The following is a 19,142-nucleotide window of genomic DNA, read 5'->3' on the forward strand; positions in this document are numbered from 1 at the left end:
GACAGAAGTGCACATCAACCAAATATCGACGGTGATGGAGCCATCTATTAACCACTGTTAGGGCATGATTAAGGCTGGAATTTTGAATACACGTTTACTTCAACAAGTGACTGAACTTTGTCAGCAAAGAGGGGTTCGCCTCACTTCACAACGTCAGCAAGTGCTGGAGCTGATCTGGCAACAAAAAGGTTCATCCACCGCTTATGAATTGCTGGATAAACTCAAGCAAACGGAGCCTCAGGCTAAGCCACCGACGGTTTATCGTGCATTAGAATTTTTGCTCGAACAAGGTTTCATTCACCGTGTAGAATCTACCAACAGCTTTGTCTCTTGCTGCTTTTTCGATGAACACGACTGCCACGGTCAACATAAGCATTTCTCTCACCTGCTGATCTGCGACCAATGCGGTGATGTGGCTGAACTTCAGGATGATGCTTTGGTGAAGCGCCTCACCAAAAACATAAATGAACATGGTTTCAAACTCACCAACCACGTAATTGAAACCCACGGTATCTGTAAAAACTGCCAATAAATTATTTGGTCGTAATACCAATCACACTAATTAGATGGTCAGAAATTGCGTCGGAAGTACGATTGGTATAAGAACTCAATTAAAAAGAGAAGCCCATAACGGATTCTCTTTTGCTTTGACACTTTACAAAACGGCTATAAACCAGAAGAACGCGATTGAGCACCCGATAAATAATCTTGTGCAAAGAAAGGGTCAATGTTATCGCACACGCCGCGATAGGGTTGGCCTGTTGAGCCTAACCACGCAGCGTTTTGGCTACAATACGTTTTTAGCCCAGCTTGATAACCTTGCTGATAAGCTTGATAGGTTTCATCGGTGACGTAGTCAGAGTGTTTAGCCAATTGTTGCTGGGAATGCTCAATTAAGCCCTTCTCACCCATTTGCTGGCCATAAGTTTGCCAAGGTAAATTATTGCCGTTGTCAGGCATACCATTTGGAGTAGTACAACCTGCGATCACAAATAATGTCATCACAATAAGTATCTGTTTCATAATGGTCTCCATTATCAATTAAGGGACACATATAAAGAATAGTCTGTCGTATATACTTAATCCGTTTATACGCATTACCGTTAAATACGGTTCACTTTTATTGATGGCCAGCCTGGCAGTAATCTCCACTTTCGATTAATTGAGTTAGGTTCTGATGATTTTGATATAAATAAATCCATGCCAGCCCAAATGGGGTATCAATTTGTTTTCTATCGTATTCCACTGGGTAATCTTCTAACTCATCGAGCTGAGCCATGGTCAAATCATCAACTCGATACACTTCCCCAACTAGGGTTCTGCTCCCTTCGATTGCGGCAGGATAAGGACCAAGATCAAACAGATCAAATAACGGTTCGGTCGTGATCACGCCGAGCAATTCACTTTGATTTAATAAGCCGTGATTTGACTTACCTTGACGTAAAGTACCGTAAACAAACACATGATGCGCCATGCCTTGGCCTCCAGATAAAACAATACAATCAGCGTCAATCCATGAACGCTAACAATCAGTTGAAGCTAAATTGATAAAGGAAATCCACGGCGCTGTCCACCCCCGTCACCGCTTCGACATAGAAGTTAGTTAATAACTCATATCGCACCGTAAATTCACCAAGGGCATTAAATATGCCAACCCCGTATTTCACCTGTAAACCCGGAGCAATATAACCACTGACGGTGACTTGTGAATCATCACCGGAACCAGCAGTACCGAGTTGTAAATCTTGTACCCCAAAGGCTTCACCTAATTCACCAACTAATTTGCCACTCTTAGCCAAACTCAATCCAATTAAAGCCGTAGTCATGGCGCTGCCGCCAGAACCATCATCCACATCGCGGCCACGTAATAAATAAGACAATGCACTGGTTTGCGACATCGCAGGCTCTGAGAAAACCGTCACTTCAGGCGCATCGGCAGGGCCTGTCACTTGGATCCCTGCAATCACGTCATCTTCGGTGTTATCGGGGTTACGAATGGCTTTAATCGCTAAGTAAGGTTGATCGGCTGGCCCATTCATTAAAATCTTACCTTCTTGAATGATGAGATCTTGCCCAAAAGATTGGTAATAACCTTTTTCAATTCGCACTTCACCAAGAATAAATGGACCTTTATCTTTCTCCGAGACTTTTAGGCTGCCGACTAGGTTACCTTTCAGACCGAATGCAGATAGGCTCACATCGTCACCAATATTAATCGTCACATCGGTTTCAAGCACCATCGGCAAACCATTATTTTCGTCTAATGGTTCTAAATTTTCATCCAACAACACTTCATCTTTCGAGACTCCAACCGCGCTTTCTGGTAGTTCTTCCACCAAAATGCGTCCCCATGGAATATCAATATTACCGGTAATTTTGGCCAGTTGTGGCGTCACGGCAATAGTGAGGTCTGACTTCACTTTAAGGCTGACCATAGGTGGCGCTTCAACTTTAAGTTCATCACCATAAGCGCGCAAATTGGCATACCAGTTAGTTTGCTGCGCCCAGTTAGCCTCGCCTTGTAAATTCAAGTTCCCATCGGCGGTTTCCAGCACGCTGTTTAACGTCGCGGAGTAGCCATTAAATTGAGTTTTGACTTCGCCTTTATGAATATCAACCGGGAACATTTGCCCTTCAATTTTCAAATCGTCGATATCCAAATTCCCCACCACTTGAGGATTCAATATCGGCCCTTTAAAGCTCAGTTCAGAGTTCAACTCGGCATTAAGGTTATTTTGCTGGCCAAGTAGTGGTCGTAAGAAGCCAAAATGAATCGAATTAATCGTATTTTTGCCATCGATCGACATTTGCTTTGCTGTCACATTAGGGATCGTGGCTTGGCCTTCAATTTTGCCATTACGAGTTAATTGTAATAGCCAACTAAGATCGAGCTTGTTTTGTTTCAAATCAGCCGAAAACTGCAACTTATCCCAATCAACCGGCAGGGGCGTATCCAGCTTTTGTGTCACACGGCCGGCAGGGACATCAACATCGAGTTTAACTTGTGGTGCAGTATTCGGTGCCCATTTCGCCCAGGCGGTAGCATTCAGCTCGCCATTGATTTCCGTATCCGGAGGCAAAAACGCTTTTAATTCAGAAAATGAGAACTGCTGAATGGACAAGTTCGCTTCCCCCGACTCACCCGCTGACAAATCCTTATCTAAACAGATGTTCGACGACTGGTGCTGCCAGCAATGGGCTTGCACTTCTGCCCTTTGAGACGTTAATCCATAGCGAAGATTGACCGGATGATCAATCTTCCAAACCGGGTCATTTTCTGGTGGCGTATTTGGCTCAATTAAAGTGATTCGTGCCGATTCCAATTGACCTTGCCAGGTTTGTTTTGGCTTAGTGATAAGCCCACCGTTGACGGAAAGCTGAGCTGAAATTAGGTTTGTCGTGGCATCTAAATCAAGCTGATGCGCTTGTTGATCGCCTTTAAAATTGACCGTCAAATATTTCAATTGTTGATCTTGATAAAAGCCATTTTCGGCGATAAGTTGGATATCACCACTCGGGGCCGGCAAAGGCGAAACCTGACCTTTGACCAATAAAGAGCTTAGTGTCGCCTCCCCTTTATTCCAATCAATTTGATTTGCGGTAAGGTCTGTCACAATGGACGGCGTTTTCTGCTGTCCACGTAGTTGAATGTCGCCACGAATTTGCCCCGAAAGCTGCGGAATAGTCTCTGACAATTTCGGTAAATTAACGGTAGCATCCATATTCCACGCATCATCGAGCTTGCCTTTTACTCGGACAAAATTCTCTCCATGCGCCAGCTTCAACCCCGTACTTCTGGCTCGATACTGACCTTTACCTGAGACATCATTGGCACTAAGTTGGCCTTTAAGAACTAAAGGATAACCACGTAGATCACCATCAATCGATAAACTTGGGAAATTCACGCGCCAGCCGCCTTGTTTTGTCAGGCTACCAATATTAATAAAGCTACCGTTCAGTCTTCCTTCTGCTTCCGGCCACTGCATCCCTGGCTGAATGTCGGTTAATCCTAGTGTGGCTTTCCAATTGAGCGGCTCGGCCCAATTCACCATGGCTTGACCAGAAAGATTGCCGCCCAAAGTATCAATCGACAATTTTTCAAAATCGATTTGTTCAAGCGACCCTTGCCCGTTGAGGTCAATATCGGCTTGAGGGATCGCTTTACCTGCGACTTTCCCCTCTAAAGCCAATTGATAATGCTCTAATGAACCTTTGCCATCCAAATGATCGAGATCGAGGTTGTAATCTGCTTCGCCCTTAAATGGCCATTGCGCTTTGGCATCATGCAACGTTATCGCAAAAGGTAAGGTGGCTTTTAATGGCTGGATTTTGCCTTTTAACGAAGCTTGAGCAGGCCCTGAGAGTTGCGACGATAAGGTAAGATCGGCCACACTGCCACTGGCAGCTAACTGAATTTTTTGCCCTTGGTAATCAGGCATTTTGATGTCCGCATTGGCTTTCAAATCCAGCGGATAATTCCCCGATAAGGTCACCTTGGTATCTAAGTTCAGGTCCAACTCTGGCATATCCAATACCAATGACTGAACATTCACTTGACTACCTGACACTCTTCCTTTGAAACCAAGATGATTCACCGTGAATGGTGAGTCTTGCTGTAACACAAAATCACGCGCATCAAATTGTTCAACCTGCACAGTAAAAGGAAGATTAACCGTCGGTAATTCGATATCCGGTCTTTGCGCTAACGGTGTTGTATCTTTAGGTTCAGGAGTCGTCGACTCTGGTTGATTGGGTAACGCTAGACGGATGGTTTTCCATTGCGTAGGGCGTAACGTTAAAGTTCGACCTTGTACATACAAACCGGTAGAAAACTGCTTCCAACTGGCCTTATAACCTAAAGCATTAACATCAATATCATTCAGTTTTAAATGGGTGAGTGAAATGGGAATAGGGATAAAAATAGCCGGCATGCCTGAATCGTTTTCAGGCTCAGGTTGTTCTTCACTAGTTGGTGCTGTCGGCATGTCGAATGTTAATCCATTGACCGCAACAGTATCGATACAAATAGACTGCTCAAACAAACAGTCTATCGAGGTTGAAAAATCAAAGCGCTGTAATTCCGCATTAATACCTAAGTCCGGGTCTTGGTAACGCACATCATGCAAAGTAAAACCGGGCAATAAACTGCCTTCGACCTCGCCAACGGATAATGGAGAGACCAACTTTTGCGCCAACCATAACCCGCTGCTCAAGCCAATATTGGTAAACAGTAATACCGCCAGCAATAAAATCGTCACCAATACCGTGGTGGGTATAAGAAGAATGAGACCAAGCAGCCACTTCAGTAAGCGTTTCATTACAATTCCGGCCCCAAGGTAAAGTGAATTTTAAATTCATCTCCTGGATCGGCATCTAATCCATAAGCAAAATCTAGACGTACAGGCCCAACAGGTGATGCCCAGCGAATGCCTAAGCCGACGCCGCGTTTCCATTCTGGCGTGTCTGTCCATGCGTCACCAACATCGATAAAAGCTGCCCCCCACCAGTTACCCACGACTCGGTATTGATATTCTAGGCTACTGGTCGCCATATAAGCACCACCAACCAATTCGTCATTATCATCTTTGGGCGAAATTTCTTCATAGCCATAACCTCGTAAGGAATTAATTCCCCCGACAAAGAAACGTAAAGATGGCGGCACTTCTGACCAATCATCAGCAAATGCACCGCCCGCATCAAGGCGCGTTAAGAAGCGATGATTACGACCAATACCTCGAATCCAGCCTGTATGTCCTGTTACGCGGACAATACGTGTATCCGATAGTAAGTTTGGATCGCCATATTCAACATTGATACTTTGTTTATCTCCCCACATCGGCATGGTGTCACCACGTGAACGCACGCGCGAAAAGGTAATCCCAGGTAAAACATACAATGAATTGCCGGATTCTGATGCCTGCACATAGTCTTCATACAAGATACGAGTATAAATAGTACGATGCCAACCCTTGTCATACAGCCAATGGCGCTCAAAAGATAAATTTTGTTCTTGGCTATCGGTGTCGTTATCGTCTTCATCTTTAAAGCCATATTGCACTAAGTAATAATCATGCAACACGTCTTCTAGAGGAATTTTATAGTTTGCGGTGAAGGTTTTTTCAGGATGCGACAACATCACACTGGCCCCAATACTGTGACCATATTTATTCAGCCATGGCTTTTTCCACGATAGCTTACCGCGAGGCCCGACATCGGTTGAATATCCCAAACCGGTTTCAATTTGGTTTCGAGTTTGCGGAGCAACGCGCACCGTCATAGGTAGAGACTTGTCTTCCGTTTCGCTGTCAATTTGCGGCTCCACTGAAATGCTAGAAAACCATTCAGAGCTGGATAAGTTCTGGTTTAACTCACCCACTTGAATCGATTGATAAGGATCGCCTGGTTTGTATGGCACCAACGATTGCACTCGATGCTCTTCAATTTGGCTACCAAGAATAGTAGTGGCACCGAAGCTATAACGCGGCCCACTTTTATAATGAATGTGCACAAAAGCTTGATTACGACTCGGAGAAACTTCCAATTTTGTCGCCACAAATTGACCATCGAAATAGCCTTTTTGCAATGCTAAATTTCTTAACGATCCTTTTAACCCTTCGTAATTACCATGATTGATCACTTGACCTAGATTCAAATTCGAACGATCGACTAAGCGACGGAAATCAGGATCGTTCCGTGCTTCCCCTTCAATCACAATATCGCTTTCATAAATAATGGTGGGCAAACCCGGATCAACATTCACAATCAATTCATGATCAGCTTGAGGATCGCTTTCGTCACCTTCAATCACAAACTCGATGTCTGGGTTGTAGTAACCTAATGCTTTCAACGCATCGGTAATATTTTCTTTGATTCGGGATTGAAAACGTAATGACGTGGAATATTCACTTTCTTTGATCGACGAAAGGTAGGCCGACACGTTATCGTCCAACTCGCCATCTAGCCCTTCAATGGTCAGATCGGTGTCGGCATAGCTCGGCATCGCTGAAAAAAACAGCAGGCAGAACAGCAATGAAGTCAGGCGGCATTTTTTCATAAGTGAATGTTTGTACTCATACCCAAAACTGCTGTAGTTTGTCAGATCAAATGCAACTGCATCAATAAACTTGAAATGACCACAGGGATTAAACGGTCTATATGTTTGTAGGTCGAAGGCTGTACCTTAACCTCATTTTATTATGTAAGTTAAACTACCAGACTTTCCCTTTTCTCAAAAGTCGGATGAGGATTATATATGTCGAATAAAGAGAAATTAGTGACTAAAGAGACAGCATTAGCCGGTCGCGAAGAGAAAATGCTCATCACTGAACTGCATTTTGTCAATCAAACCGATTTAACCGCCGATAAACCGGCTGGTAGCAAAGAAGTACTACTTGGACTTGGCTGCTTCTGGGGAGCTGAGCGCGTATTCTGGCAATTAGATGGCGTCATTTCGACCTCAGTAGGTTATAGCGGTGGCTTTACGCCCAACCCAACCTATCAAGAAGTGTGTACGGGAGAAACGGGACATGCCGAAGTCGTACGTGTGATTTTCGACCCTGCGGTTTTATCCCTGCAAGCGCTTTTAGTGGTATTTTGGGAGAAGCACGATCCTACACAAGGCATGCGTCAAGGAAACGACATTGGTACCCAATACCGCTCAGTAATTTTTACTGAAAATGAACAAGACTTAGAGATTGCCCAGCAAAGCCTGCGCACCTATCAACAAGCGCTAGGAGAAGCATTAAGCAAGGACATCACCACCGAGGTGGCTTTAATGCAAGAGTATTACTTAGCAGAGACCTACCACCAGCAGTATTTAGCGAAAAACCCGCAAGGTTACTGCGGCATCGGTGGCACGGGAGTGTGTTTCCCGCCAAGCCTGGCAGAGTAACTCGTCAATCAAAACCAGCCTACCAAGCTTAATGCCTTAATTAAGCTTGGTTAACATAGGGAACGTGAATTAACAATTTGGCCGAGTTTGATTACGACTCCATCGACAATTGAGCAATCGCCAAATTCACCTCTTTCATGATCTTCAGCTGTTTTTTATTTGATACATCAGGCAGCAGCACTTTGCCTTGATCAAAATAGAATTCCCCAACGCCTTTAATACCAAAGTGTCCTTTAAATACCACTTTGACAAAGCGAGCAATTTGCAATGGACGATAACGATTAAAAATTGGCTGCATGTTCATTTGTCTATCCTAATTATTGTTATTTAAAACAACGAGCTAACAAGCCGTAACTCCGAAATACGCAGGGCATTGTTCCATCTATGTATTACGAAAGTATTACTGTGTTTATAGTTGCTAATCTTTTATTCAGCCACTTAATCGAGCAAGTTGACTTCAAATTAGTGACCACGCGCAGATTGCAACTGAGTCAAATACCTTTGTAATTGATATAAGCTATGCAAAATTAGAGCCAAGCAACATTTCGTACTTTTCAAACTCATTTATGCGCTATTATATGAAGACTTTCTCATTTCCATCATTTAACTAGGTAGACAACAATGATCAAAAAAATATCCATTGCACTGTTATTGGGCATGTTCAGTTTCATGGCTAATGCCAACAACATTAAAGTTGGTAGCAGCGTTCCGGCGGTCAGTGTCGAGAAAGGTGGAGAAATTTTCATTCAAGATGGCGACTTTAATTATTTGCCTTGGAATACCGAATTGATGCTAGGTAAAGTACGAGTGATTCATGCGATTGCTGGACGCTCAGGTGCTAAAGCTATGAATGAACCTTTAATGGAAGCCATCACAAATTCTCACTTCCCTGAAGATAAATACCAAACCACCAGCATCGTGAACCAAGACGATTCTATTTGGGGCACCAGTGCTTTTGTAAAGTCATCAGCTGAAGATGGCAAAGAAGAGTTTCCGTGGTCATCTATGGTGCTGGATGAAAATGGCGTCGTGGCACAACAATGGCAATTAACCCCAAAGACCTCAACCATTATCGTGCAAGATAAAACAGGCCGTGTGCTTTTTAATCAAGAAGGGGCTTTAAACGAGCAGCAAATCAAGCAAGTACTGCAACTGATTAAACAAAATATTTAGTCGCCATTTTCTTGCAATAGAAATGTAATAACATAACACTTCTTGCCAAGATGATAATTGTTATAGTATAACGGTCGAATCTTGGTGAGAAAGGAACCCTCGCATTCGAGTCAGCTTCTCTCACATCCTTTCATATAGAATGAAGAGAAACCTCATGAAAAAAACACATTTTGCATTATCCGCTCTTTCGGCAGCCTGCCTAGCAATCATTTCACATTCAGCTCTAGCCGATGATCACGATGAATTTCGTCAGCATCAAGCCCATGTTCATGGCATCGTGACATTCAGCATGGTACAAGACGGTAAGGATGTGTTAATTGAAGTACAATCACCAGGTCAAGATGTACTCGGCTTTGAACATGCCCCACAAAGTGATGAAGAGCAAAAAGTCTACCAGCAAGCTCGTACTCTTTTAGCGGACGCTAACCAGCTATTCACATTAACCAGTGGTGCCGATTGCCAATTAGTGGACGCGCAAGTCAATGACAATATTGCCGCGCATGAGCATGATGACCACGACCACGACCACGACCACGACCACGACCACGACCACGACCACGACCACGACCACGACCACGACCACGACCACGACCACGACCACGACCACGACCACGACCACGACCACGAAGAGCATGGTGCCTTTAATTTACAATATCAATACCAATGTTCTGATATTGCTAAACTTTCTCAAATTAATACTCAATGGTTTAAACACTTCCCTGCAACACAAACTATTGAAGTCAATTTACTGACTGACAAAGCACAAAAACACCTTGAATTAAAAGCTAATAATGCTCAAATAAGTTGGTAGACAATGCTCGGATAAGATCAGAGTATTCCACTTTCAAAGCGACCTTTACCGCTTTGAAGGTGGCACACGGTAAATATACCTAAGTGACCTCATACCAATAGGATAATTATGGCTTCCCATTCTCATGCCGTTGAACTGCGCCAAATTCGTTTCACTTGGCCAAAGCAAGATTCTCCAGTGCTGGATATTGATCAGCTTTCCATCCCCTCTCAGCAACATGTCTTTATCAAAGGTCCCAGTGGCAGTGGTAAATCCACTCTACTGAGCTTACTGACTGGTATGACTCAAGCTCAGCATGGTGAAGCCATCATTTTAGGCAAAAGTTTATCGGTATTATCGCAAGCGCAGCGTGATCAATTCCGCTCCGATCATATTGGCTATATTTTTCAACAATTTAATTTGCTTCCGTATTTATCGGTTATTGAAAATGTACTTTTGCCTTGTCGTTTTTCATCCCGTCGTAAGAAAAAAGCTCAACAGCACGGCTCGATGGAACAACAAGCTCGTCAACTCTTATCTCGCTTACATTTGCCGGAAGACTGCTTCCAACGCTCGGTCAATGAATTAAGTATTGGTCAACAGCAACGAGTGGCTGCCGCACGAGCCTTGATTGGCCAACCTGAATTGTTGATCGCTGATGAGCCAACCTCATCATTGGATCAAGATAACCGCCAAGCCTTTATTGAATTATTAATTGAAGAAGCCAACCGTTCGGGAGCCACGGTTATTTTTGTTAGCCACGATGCCAGCTTACAAACCTATTTTGATCGTTGTATTGAATTACCGGCATTGAATCAATCAACACAGACGGCTACCCAGGAGCGACCATAATGAGTGCTATCGTTTCACTAGCTTGGAAAAGCCTACTTAACCGAAAAACCACCGCGTTCTTGACCATTTTAACGGTCGCCATTTCCGTCATTCTGCTGCTCGGTGTTGAAAAAATCCGAACTCAGGCCAAAAGCAGTTTTGCCAATACCATTTCCAATACCGACCTCATTGTCGGTGCACGCTCTGGCAACATTAATCTATTGCTTTATTCTGTATTTCGTATCGGTAATGCCACTAACAACATCGATTGGCGCAGCTACCAAGAAATCGCTCACTTACCCCAAGTCAAATGGTCAATTCCTATCTCATTAGGTGATTCTCACCGTGGTTTTCGGGTAATGGGGACCAACCAAGATTATTTTTCGTTTTACCAATATGGCAGCAAGCAACAGCTGAACTTTGCTCAGGGTAAAGCTTTTAACGGTTTATTTGATGCGGTGATCGGCGCGGATGTCGCCAAAACCCTCAACTATCATGTCGGTGATAAAATCGTTATTGCACACGGCATCAGCGATAAGTCATTTACTCGCCATAAGAATTTGCCCTTCACCATTGTGGGCATCTTGTCGCCCACTGGTACGCCTGTAGATAAAACCGTCCATGTCTCATTAGGCGCGATTGAAGCTATCCACGTTGGATGGGAATCCGGCGCTCACCTTGGTCACACACCTTCAGCTGACGAGTTAAAGAAACAGCAATTTGAACCTAAGCAAATTACGGCATTTATGCTTGGATTGAACAGCAAAATTCAAACCTTCATGCTGCAACGACAAATCAATAATTACAGTAAAGAACCATTAAGTGCGATTTTACCCGGCATTGCTTTAAGTGAGTTATGGGGAATGATGTCAGTCGCAGAACAAGCGCTTTTGGTGATTTCTAGCTTTGTTGTGGTTGCTGGCTTACTTGGTATGTTAACCAGCTTACTAACCGGCTTGAATGAAAGGCGTCGAGAGATGGCCATTTTACGTGCGATGGGCGCACAACCAAAACACATTTTCTTACTATTAATCAGCGAAGCCAGCCTTCTAACAGCATTGGGGATAGCAGCTGGCACCGCAGGTCTTTACCTCGTCCTCGCGGGCGCAGCCCCCCTCATCGAACATCAATATGGCATAAAGATAGCGCTCAATGGTTTAACTCATCACGACCTTATGTTACTTCTATTGGTTCAATGTGCTGGTATAATCATTGGGTTAGTGCCTGCATTGAAGGCTTACCGCCATTCTATTGTTGATGGTATGACGATTAAGGTATAAACATGCAACGAATTTCATTGTCTTCTCGCTTCATTTTGTCTGGATTATTGTGGAGCGCATTACTGCTTTTAACCACCAATATGCCTGTTGTACATGCTAATGAAAGCAAAGAAGCGCTAAAGCTAGATTGGATTGATTTAGTCCCAGTTGATGAACAGAAAAACTTCGACAAGCTCGGCATGCCAGCACCAGGTGGGCATGAAGGCGGTGCTGCAAAACAAAATTTGATTGGCAATACTCGCCCGGAACTAAACCATAGCTATGTGAAAATCCCAGGGTTCGTGATCCCTTTAGAAGGCGATGAAAATACCATTACTGAGTTCTTATTAGTGCCGTATTTCGGCGCTTGTATTCACGTGCCACCACCACCTCCCAACCAAATCATTTACGTAAAATTCCCTAAAGGCGCTCCAGTGCAACAATTGTGGGATGTCGTCTATGTGATCGGCACATTAGAAACGCAAGTGCTCGATCATGAGTTAGCGCAGACGGGCTACACTTTGCAGGGTGAATCGATTGAAGAATACGATGATCAATAACGACTAACACTATGATTGATATAAGCAAAAAGGAGCACATCAAGCGCTCCTTTTTGTTTTATTGTTCAGCTTGTTCTTGCTAGGCTTGTTCTTGATAACCTTAAGCAATTGATTGACCTAAGCAATAATGCCTTTTTCACGTAAGGTGTGCAGGCATTGCTCCACCAGCCCACTCAACGCTATTTCTCCAGCCGGTAAGTCAATGTCAGGATTCAGTGGCACTTCATATTCTGAATCAATACCGGTGAAGTTGGCAATTTCCCCTGCGCGCGCCTTCTTATATAAACCTTTAGGATCGCGTTGCTCACACACTTCTAGAGGGGCATTCACAAACACTTCAATAAATTCCCCTTGAGGCAATAAATCACGCACCATTTGTCGCTCTGCTCGATGAGGCGAAATGAAAGCCGATAACACAATTAGCCCCGCATCCGCCATCAACTTCGCTAATTCACCAATACGGCGAATATTTTCGCGTCGGTCTTGAGACGAAAATCCTAAATCACTGCACAAACCATGACGAACATTATCACCATCCAGCAAATACGTGTGATACCCCAACTGGGTCAATTCACTTTCTAACGCACCTGCCACCGTTGATTTTCCAGCGCCAGATAAACCAGTAAACCACAATACAGCAGGTTTTTGCTTTTTCAGCTCTGCGCGAGTTTGCTTGGTCACTTGATGTTGATGCCAAATCACATTTTCATCTTTGTTTACTACGGTCATATAAGAATCCATCCTCATGGCTTTATATCCCCTTAGTCGTTGAAACGATAGCGTTGTTAATTGGTCTTCATTCGCTTCACTGCAATGACTTTGGGTAGAACTAAAATATTAAAAAGGGAAAAAATACGGGATTAAAGTGAGTGTCACCACGGAATACACAACCGAAATAGGCACGCCCACTTTTACAAAATCACTAATACGATAATTACCTACGCTGTAAACCAATAAGTTGGTCTGATAGCCGTACGGCGAAATAAAACTGGCACTGGCGCCAAATAAAACGGCCATAATAAACGGCATAGGATCAACGCCATAGCCCACAGCCATGCTATAACCAAGCGGAAAAGCTAATGCCGCCGCGGCATTATTGGTAATCAGTTCGGTTAATAACAAGGTGAGTAAGTAGGTGGCAATTAAAGCGCCCATTGGGCCAGAGCCATTAAATAAGTAAATAAACAAATCACCGATTGACTTTGATAAGCCTGAAGACATCATCAACTGCGCCAAACACAAGGCAGAGCCCACGATCATGACAATATCAATCGGAAAGCGGCGTCGTAACTCATTAATACCGATGGCTCCCATCGCCAACATCACCACAAGATAAGCCGCTAAACCTTTAATAATGGGGATCATTCCCAACAAGGAAAAAACAATCACGCCAGCAAAACCAAGTAACACCAACGCGGATTTTTTGAAATCGAGCTTGGCACTTGAATCAAGATCATTAATCAGAACAAACTCTTTATTATTAGTTTGTCTGGCGCTTTGAAAGCCCTTACCCGGTACCAAAACCAAGGTATCGCCAGCGGCAAGCTTGATATTCCCTAGCCCACCTTCCAAACGCTCATGCCCTCGGCGGATCGCTACCACCACGGCATCAAAGCGATCGCGAAATTGGCTCGACTTTAACGTCTTATTACAGATCGATGAGGATTGGCTCACCACCACTTCAATAAAACTTTGCCCGTTAAGGTGATGCTGTCCAAACAAGGTGATCCCAGGGATCTCTTGGAGAGTGGCAACGCTTTCCACATCACCACAAAATAGCAAGCGATCGTTTTCTAACAAAATAAGATCCGGCGTCACCGAAGGCATCGTCACCTCATCTCGAATCACTTCAGCAAGAAACAGCTTACGCAAAGCACGTAAATTATTTTGCGCAATACTTTGCCCAATCAGAGGCGAGCCAGACTCAATTTTGGCTTCAAGAAAATAAGGAAGATCATCTTGCTCGTTGACATCGCTGTGCGGCAATACATAACTCAAAGGGATCAACACCACCACACCAACCAACAAAATTGCGAGTCCTATGTATGTTGGTGCGAAGAAACCTAAACTCGGTAGCCCAGCATCAACCACAAAACTATTAATGATCAAGTTAGTCGATGTGCCAATAAGAGTTAATGTACCCCCTAAGATCGCCGCATAAGATAACGGAATCAATAAACGAGAAGGGGCATGAGATTGGTTACGCTTGATCGCGCCAATCAAAGACACCACAACCGCGGTATTATTGGTAAAAGACGATAGGAATGCGGTAGATAAACCCAGTTTTGCCACCACAGAGCCCAAGCGCCCAGAAGAAATATGGCGACTGATCCAACTGATCAAACGCGTTTTCTCCAGTGCGCAAGAAGCTAAGATCAACAACACTAAAGTCAGTAATGACGAGTTAGTAAAATTTTTCGCTAAGCCATCAAGATCCACCGCTCCGGTCATAAAAGCCACCAGAGCGGCGGTAGCGAAAATAAAGCTCGGTTTCACTTTGGTGAAGATCAAACTGCCAATAATGGCGATCAACAGCAGTAACACAAACCATTTTTCCAACATGGCATTCTCCACCATTTCCGAGCGTTAGTGTTTTTCGTCTGCTTGATTAGCTTGGAAAAGTTGACTGATGTCCTTCGCTTCCCAATGTGGGAAATGCTTACGGATCAAGGCATTCAATTCCACTTCAAAGCTTGATGCCTGAGGCACTTTACCTTGCTGCTGTGTTAAACGCTCGCGCACCATGCCCGCGCCTACTGTCACGTTGGATAAACGGTCAATAATGATAAAGCCACCCGTATCCGCACATTCGGTATATTTATCCAACGCGACGGTTTCCGTCAGGGAGATTTCACATAAACCGATACCGTTAAGCGGCAGCTCAGATGTGGCAAACTCATCCAAATTGTTGATGTCATATTGATGTTTTACCGCTTCTAATTGACCTACGGTTTTCTTACCAGCAATTTTAATGTCGTATTGACGCCCAGGTGCAAAAGGCTGATCCGTCATCCACACCACATCGGCAAGAAATTGATTGGTCGCTTTAATGGTCGCGCCAGCCGGCACTAACAAGTCGCCACGGCTAATATCAATTTCATCGGTCAGAGTAATCGTGACTGCTTGACCCGCACGTGCTGAATCCAAATCACCATCAAAGGTAACAATGCGTGCAACCGTCGACGTTTTCCCTGAAGGAAGAGCCGTCACCTTATCACCAACGGCAATGGTGCCATTGGCGATAGTGCCGGCAAAACCACGGAAATCTAAATTTGGACGATTCACGTATTGCACCGGTAAACGGAACTCACCTTGAGTGTGCTCTTGGCTTAAATCAATATCTTCCAAAATTTGCAGTAAAGGCTGACCTTGGTACCAAGCTAGATTTTGCGTTTGATCCACCACGTTATCGCCTTCTAAGGCTGAAATCGGGATCAATTGAATATTGATGTCTGGATTTAAGTTTTTAGCAAACTCTAAGTATTGAGCACGGATCTCTTCAAAGCGTTGCTGAGAATAATCCACGAGATCCATTTTGTTGACCGCCACAACAAAGTGACGAATACCGAGTAAACTCGAAATAAATGAATGTCGACGAGTTTGATCGAGTACACCTTTACGTGCATCAATCAAAATTACGGCCACATCACAAGTAGAGGCTCCAGTTGCCATGTTACGCGTGTATTGCTCATGCCCTGGGGTATCCGCAATAATAAATTTACGCTTCTTGGTCGAGAAATAGCGATAAGCGACATCAATGGTAATGCCTTGTTCACGTTCAGCTTGTAGGCCGTCCACCAACAGTGCGAGATCTGGGCGCTCACCGGTCGTGCCGACACGCTGGCTATCGTTATTCACTGCTGCAAGCTGATCTTCATAAATTTGTTTCGAATCGTGTAGCAGGCGACCAATAAGCGTACTTTTGCCATCATCAACCGAGCCACAGGTTAAAAATCGCATTAATGATTTGTATTGATGCTGAGTCAAGTAACCTTCGATGCCTAATTCAGCTAATTCAGCTTCAACAACTGCGTTCATAATAAAATCCTTTTGATATCGTTAATTACCTGATTAGAAATAACCTTGACGCTTTTTCAATTCCATCGATCCTGATTGATCGTGGTCGATCGCTCGACCTTGACGCTCACTCGATGTCGCAACCAACATTTCTTGAATAATTTCAGGTAAGGTAGAAGCTTGTGATTCAATCGCGCCAGTGAGTGGATAGCAGCCTAGAGTTCGGAAACGCACGCTCTTATGCTGAACTTCATCACCTTCTTCAAATTGGAAACGATCATCGTCTACCATGATCAGCATGCCATCGCGCTCGACCACAGGACGAACCGCCGCTAAGTACAACGGAACGATTTCAATATTTTCTAGGTAGATGTATTGCCAGATATCCAATTCCGTCCAGTTTGAGAGAGGGAAAACTCGAATACTTTCACCTTTATTCACCTGGCCGTTATAAGTATGCCAAAGCTCTGGGCGTTGGTTTTTTGGATCCCAAGTGTGGTTTTTATCTCGGAATGAATACACACGCTCTTTAGCACGAGACTTTTCTTCATCACGACGTGCGCCGCCAAATGCCGCGTCAAAACCATATTTGTTCAATGCTTGCTTCAAGCCTTGAGTTTTCATGATGTCGGTGTGTTTTGATGAGCCATGTACAAATGGATTACAACCCATGGCTAACCCTTCTGGGTTTTTGTGCACCAATAAATCAAAACCGTATTTTTTGGCAGTACGATCGCGGAATTCGATCATTTCTTTAAATTTCCAATCCGTATCTACATGCAAAAGAGGAAATGGGATTTTGCCTGGGTAAAAGGCTTTGCGAGCCAAGTGCAACATCACAGCTGAATCTTTACCAATCGAGTACATCATGACTGGATTATCAAACTCGGCTGCCACTTCACGGATAATATGGATACTCTCCGCTTCCAGTTGCTGTAAGTGTGTTAAACGTTCTTGTTCCATGATTTCTATCCTTTGTGCACAGAATGCTTTTCTAAAATTAAATACTTTTCTAAGTTAAGAACTCGGAATCGGAGTGCGATTAAACGGCAATCGAATTTTCGACTTGAACATGATTCGGACTCTCGCCAAACCAAGACAAAGTAGAGGCCAATTTCACCACTTCACCAATCACGATTAACGATGGTGACTGAGCGTCTTCCGCTAGAGTGGCGAGATCAGCTAATGTCCCGATAAAGACTTTTTGTTGTGCTTGCGTACCACGTTCAATGATGGCAATCGGCGTGGTTAATGCGCGTCCATGCTCAATCAATTGCTGCTGAATATAGGTGGACTTCATCAAGCCCATATAAATCACCAGTGTTTGATTTCCTCGCGCCAACGTAGACCAATCCATCTGGTCACGCTCTGATTTTAAATGGCCAGTAATGAACATGGCGGACTGGGCATAATCACGATGAGTTAACGGGATGCCAGCGTAAGCGGTTGCTCCCGCCGCTGCAGTAATACCTGGGATAACCTCAAATCGAATGCCCGCTTGAGCCAGCACTTCAAGTTCTTCCCCGCCACGCCCAAAGATAAAAGGATCCCCACCTTTAATCCGCGCAACTTTGTAACCTTGCTGCGCAAAATCCACTAATAGCTGATTGGTTTTATCCTGCGGAACACTATGGTGTCCGGCCCGTTTCCCAACACAGACCAAAATAGTGGAGTCAGGGATCAACGCCATGATGTCATCAGACACCAAGTAGTCATATAAAACGACATCAGCTTGTTGTAGATAAGACAAGGCTTTAACCGTCAGCAATTCTGCATCCCCCGGTCCTGCACCAATCAACGCTACTTGTCCTGACACTAAGCGGCTTTTTACCACCTTGCTTGGCAATGTCAGCGCATCTTGTCGGACCGTGTTTTGTCTGTTTATCGGAAACCTTGCGATCGTATCCATACTAATCCGCTTCATCCTTCGTACTTAACTGCAGTGATTAATTCACAACCTGATGTTCAATTGATAGCCATTATGACCATCCACTTGCCTTAGCTGAAATTCTAAAATTTCATTTTTTATTCGAATAACTGCTAAGAGAAAATCACCAAGATAAATAGTGGTTAACAACAAGTACGGAATACTTGACTCATTTTGATAAGGGATTATGTTAAGCAAAACGTTATTTAATAGGCAGGAAGTATGTCCAACTCGATTCAATGGCACTGTAAATCATTCCAACAACTGAGCACGCAAGAGCTGTATCAATTACTTAAATTAAGAGTTGATGTCTTTGTGGTCGAACAAACCTGCCCATACCCAGAATTAGATGGCAAAGATTGTTTGGATGGCGTGTACCAATTACTCGGATACCAAGATGATCAGTTGGTCGCTTGCTCACGTTTATTAGCTGCGGGGGTAAGTTTTGACACCGTAAGTATCGGGCGAGTCGCAACACTAGCTAGCGCGAGAGGACATGGTTTAGGGCATCAATTGATGCAAACCTCCATCGAGGCTTGTCAAAAAATTTGGGGAGATGTTGAGATTACCATTGGTGCACAAGCTCACTTGGAAGTCTATTACGGCAAGCATGGGTTTCAAAAAATCTCAGAGGAATACTTGGAAGATGGTATTCCTCATATTGATATGGCGAGGGCGGTCGCTTAGCGAACCC

General features: G+C 44.1%; 18 protein-coding genes. 8 read left to right on the forward strand and 10 right to left on the reverse strand.

Annotated elements, in window-relative coordinates; translation table 11 throughout:
• The first annotated feature begins 64 nt into the window (after window positions 1-64).
• Entirely contained in the window at window positions 65-532 is a 468-nt protein-coding gene (gene zur / locus Vgang_RS10620; protein ID WP_105903594.1) for a zinc uptake transcriptional repressor Zur, read from the forward strand.
• A 134-nt stretch (window positions 533-666) separates the two neighbouring features.
• On the opposite strand, the gene Vgang_RS10625 is transcribed toward zur, so the two are convergent.
• The 4 genes from Vgang_RS10625 to tamA all read right to left on the reverse strand — a co-directional run bounded on the left by Vgang_RS10625 (window position 667) and on the right by tamA (window position 7,054).
• A complete protein-coding gene (locus tag Vgang_RS10625; RefSeq protein ID WP_105903593.1) occupies window positions 667-1,023 on the reverse strand; it encodes a DUF2799 domain-containing protein in 357 nt (118 codons plus the stop codon).
• 97 nt (window positions 1,024-1,120) lie between these two features.
• A complete protein-coding gene (locus Vgang_RS10630; protein WP_105903592.1) occupies window positions 1,121-1,474 on the reverse strand; it encodes a gamma-glutamylcyclotransferase family protein in 354 nt (117 codons plus the stop codon).
• Between the two features lie 55 nt (window positions 1,475-1,529).
• Window positions 1,530-5,318 carry an autotransporter assembly complex protein TamB gene (tamB, locus tag Vgang_RS10635; RefSeq protein WP_105903591.1) on the reverse strand — a complete coding sequence of 1,263 codons (3,789 nt, stop codon included), beginning with the start codon at window positions 5,316-5,318 and terminating at the stop codon, window positions 1,530-1,532.
• Window positions 5,318-7,054, reverse strand: coding sequence for an autotransporter assembly complex protein TamA (gene tamA, locus Vgang_RS10640; protein WP_170066863.1), 1,737 nt, complete (start codon window positions 7,052-7,054; stop codon window positions 5,318-5,320). Before tamA ends, tamB begins: the two co-directional genes overlap by 1 nt.
• 198 nt (window positions 7,055-7,252) lie before the next feature.
• On the opposite strand from tamA, the gene msrA reads away from it, so the two are divergent.
• Entirely contained in the window at window positions 7,253-7,891 is a 639-nt protein-coding gene (gene msrA, locus Vgang_RS10645) for a peptide-methionine (S)-S-oxide reductase MsrA (protein WP_105903590.1), read from the forward strand.
• Window positions 7,892-7,982: 91 nt separating this feature from the next.
• On the opposite strand, the gene Vgang_RS10650 is transcribed toward msrA, so the two are convergent.
• Window positions 7,983-8,195, reverse strand: a complete 213-nt coding sequence (locus Vgang_RS10650; RefSeq protein ID WP_105903589.1) for a DUF1107 family protein — start codon at window positions 8,193-8,195, stop codon at window positions 7,983-7,985.
• 317 nt (window positions 8,196-8,512) lie between these two features.
• On the opposite strand from Vgang_RS10650, the gene Vgang_RS10655 reads away from it, so the two are divergent.
• The 5 genes from Vgang_RS10655 to Vgang_RS10675 all read left to right on the forward strand — a co-directional run bounded on the left by Vgang_RS10655 (window position 8,513) and on the right by Vgang_RS10675 (window position 12,504).
• A complete protein-coding gene (locus Vgang_RS10655) occupies window positions 8,513-9,064 on the forward strand; it encodes a YtfJ family protein (RefSeq protein ID WP_105903588.1) in 552 nt (183 codons plus the stop codon).
• A 154-nt stretch (window positions 9,065-9,218) separates the two neighbouring features.
• Window positions 9,219-9,875, forward strand: coding sequence for a zinc uptake protein ZrgA (zrgA, locus tag Vgang_RS10660; protein ID WP_264923428.1), 657 nt, complete (start codon window positions 9,219-9,221; stop codon window positions 9,873-9,875).
• A gap of 108 nt (window positions 9,876-9,983) precedes the next feature.
• Window positions 9,984-10,706: an ABC transporter ATP-binding protein gene (locus tag Vgang_RS10665; protein ID WP_105903586.1), complete on the forward strand. Its 723-nt coding sequence runs from the start codon at window positions 9,984-9,986 to the stop codon at window positions 10,704-10,706.
• Window positions 10,706-11,965, forward strand: coding sequence for an ABC transporter permease (locus Vgang_RS10670; RefSeq protein ID WP_105903585.1), 1,260 nt, complete (start codon window positions 10,706-10,708; stop codon window positions 11,963-11,965). The genes Vgang_RS10665 and Vgang_RS10670 overlap by 1 nt, the downstream gene beginning before the upstream one ends.
• 2 nt (window positions 11,966-11,967) lie before the next feature.
• Entirely contained in the window at window positions 11,968-12,504 is a 537-nt protein-coding gene (locus Vgang_RS10675) for a DUF3299 domain-containing protein (RefSeq protein ID WP_406708275.1), read from the forward strand.
• A 117-nt stretch (window positions 12,505-12,621) separates the two neighbouring features.
• On the opposite strand, the gene cysC is transcribed toward Vgang_RS10675, so the two are convergent.
• The 5 genes from cysC to cobA all read right to left on the reverse strand — a co-directional run bounded on the left by cysC (window position 12,622) and on the right by cobA (window position 18,445).
• Window positions 12,622-13,233: an adenylyl-sulfate kinase gene (gene cysC, locus Vgang_RS10680; protein ID WP_105903584.1), complete on the reverse strand. Its 612-nt coding sequence runs from the start codon at window positions 13,231-13,233 to the stop codon at window positions 12,622-12,624.
• A 108-nt stretch (window positions 13,234-13,341) separates the two neighbouring features.
• Window positions 13,342-15,066, reverse strand: a complete 1,725-nt coding sequence (locus tag Vgang_RS10685) for an SLC13 family permease (RefSeq protein WP_105903583.1) — start codon at window positions 15,064-15,066, stop codon at window positions 13,342-13,344.
• Window positions 15,067-15,090: 24 nt separating this feature from the next.
• A complete protein-coding gene (gene cysN / locus Vgang_RS10690) occupies window positions 15,091-16,542 on the reverse strand; it encodes a sulfate adenylyltransferase subunit CysN (RefSeq protein WP_105903582.1) in 1,452 nt (483 codons plus the stop codon).
• 33 nt (window positions 16,543-16,575) lie between these two features.
• Entirely contained in the window at window positions 16,576-17,484 is a 909-nt protein-coding gene (gene cysD / locus Vgang_RS10695; protein WP_105903581.1) for a sulfate adenylyltransferase subunit CysD, read from the reverse strand.
• Between the two features lie 79 nt (window positions 17,485-17,563).
• Window positions 17,564-18,445 (reverse strand): uroporphyrinogen-III C-methyltransferase, encoded by an 882-nt coding sequence (gene cobA, locus Vgang_RS10700; protein WP_406708276.1) that lies wholly within the window; start codon window positions 18,443-18,445, stop codon window positions 17,564-17,566.
• Window positions 18,446-18,670: 225 nt separating this feature from the next.
• On the opposite strand from cobA, the gene Vgang_RS10705 reads away from it, so the two are divergent.
• Window positions 18,671-19,135, forward strand: a complete 465-nt coding sequence (locus Vgang_RS10705; protein WP_105903579.1) for a GNAT family N-acetyltransferase — start codon at window positions 18,671-18,673, stop codon at window positions 19,133-19,135.
• The last annotated feature ends 7 nt before the right edge of the window (window positions 19,136-19,142 follow it).

The sequence above is a fragment of the Vibrio gangliei genome, from assembly GCF_026001925.1.
In the GTDB taxonomy this organism is placed as follows: domain Bacteria; phylum Pseudomonadota; class Gammaproteobacteria; order Enterobacterales; family Vibrionaceae; genus Vibrio; species Vibrio gangliei.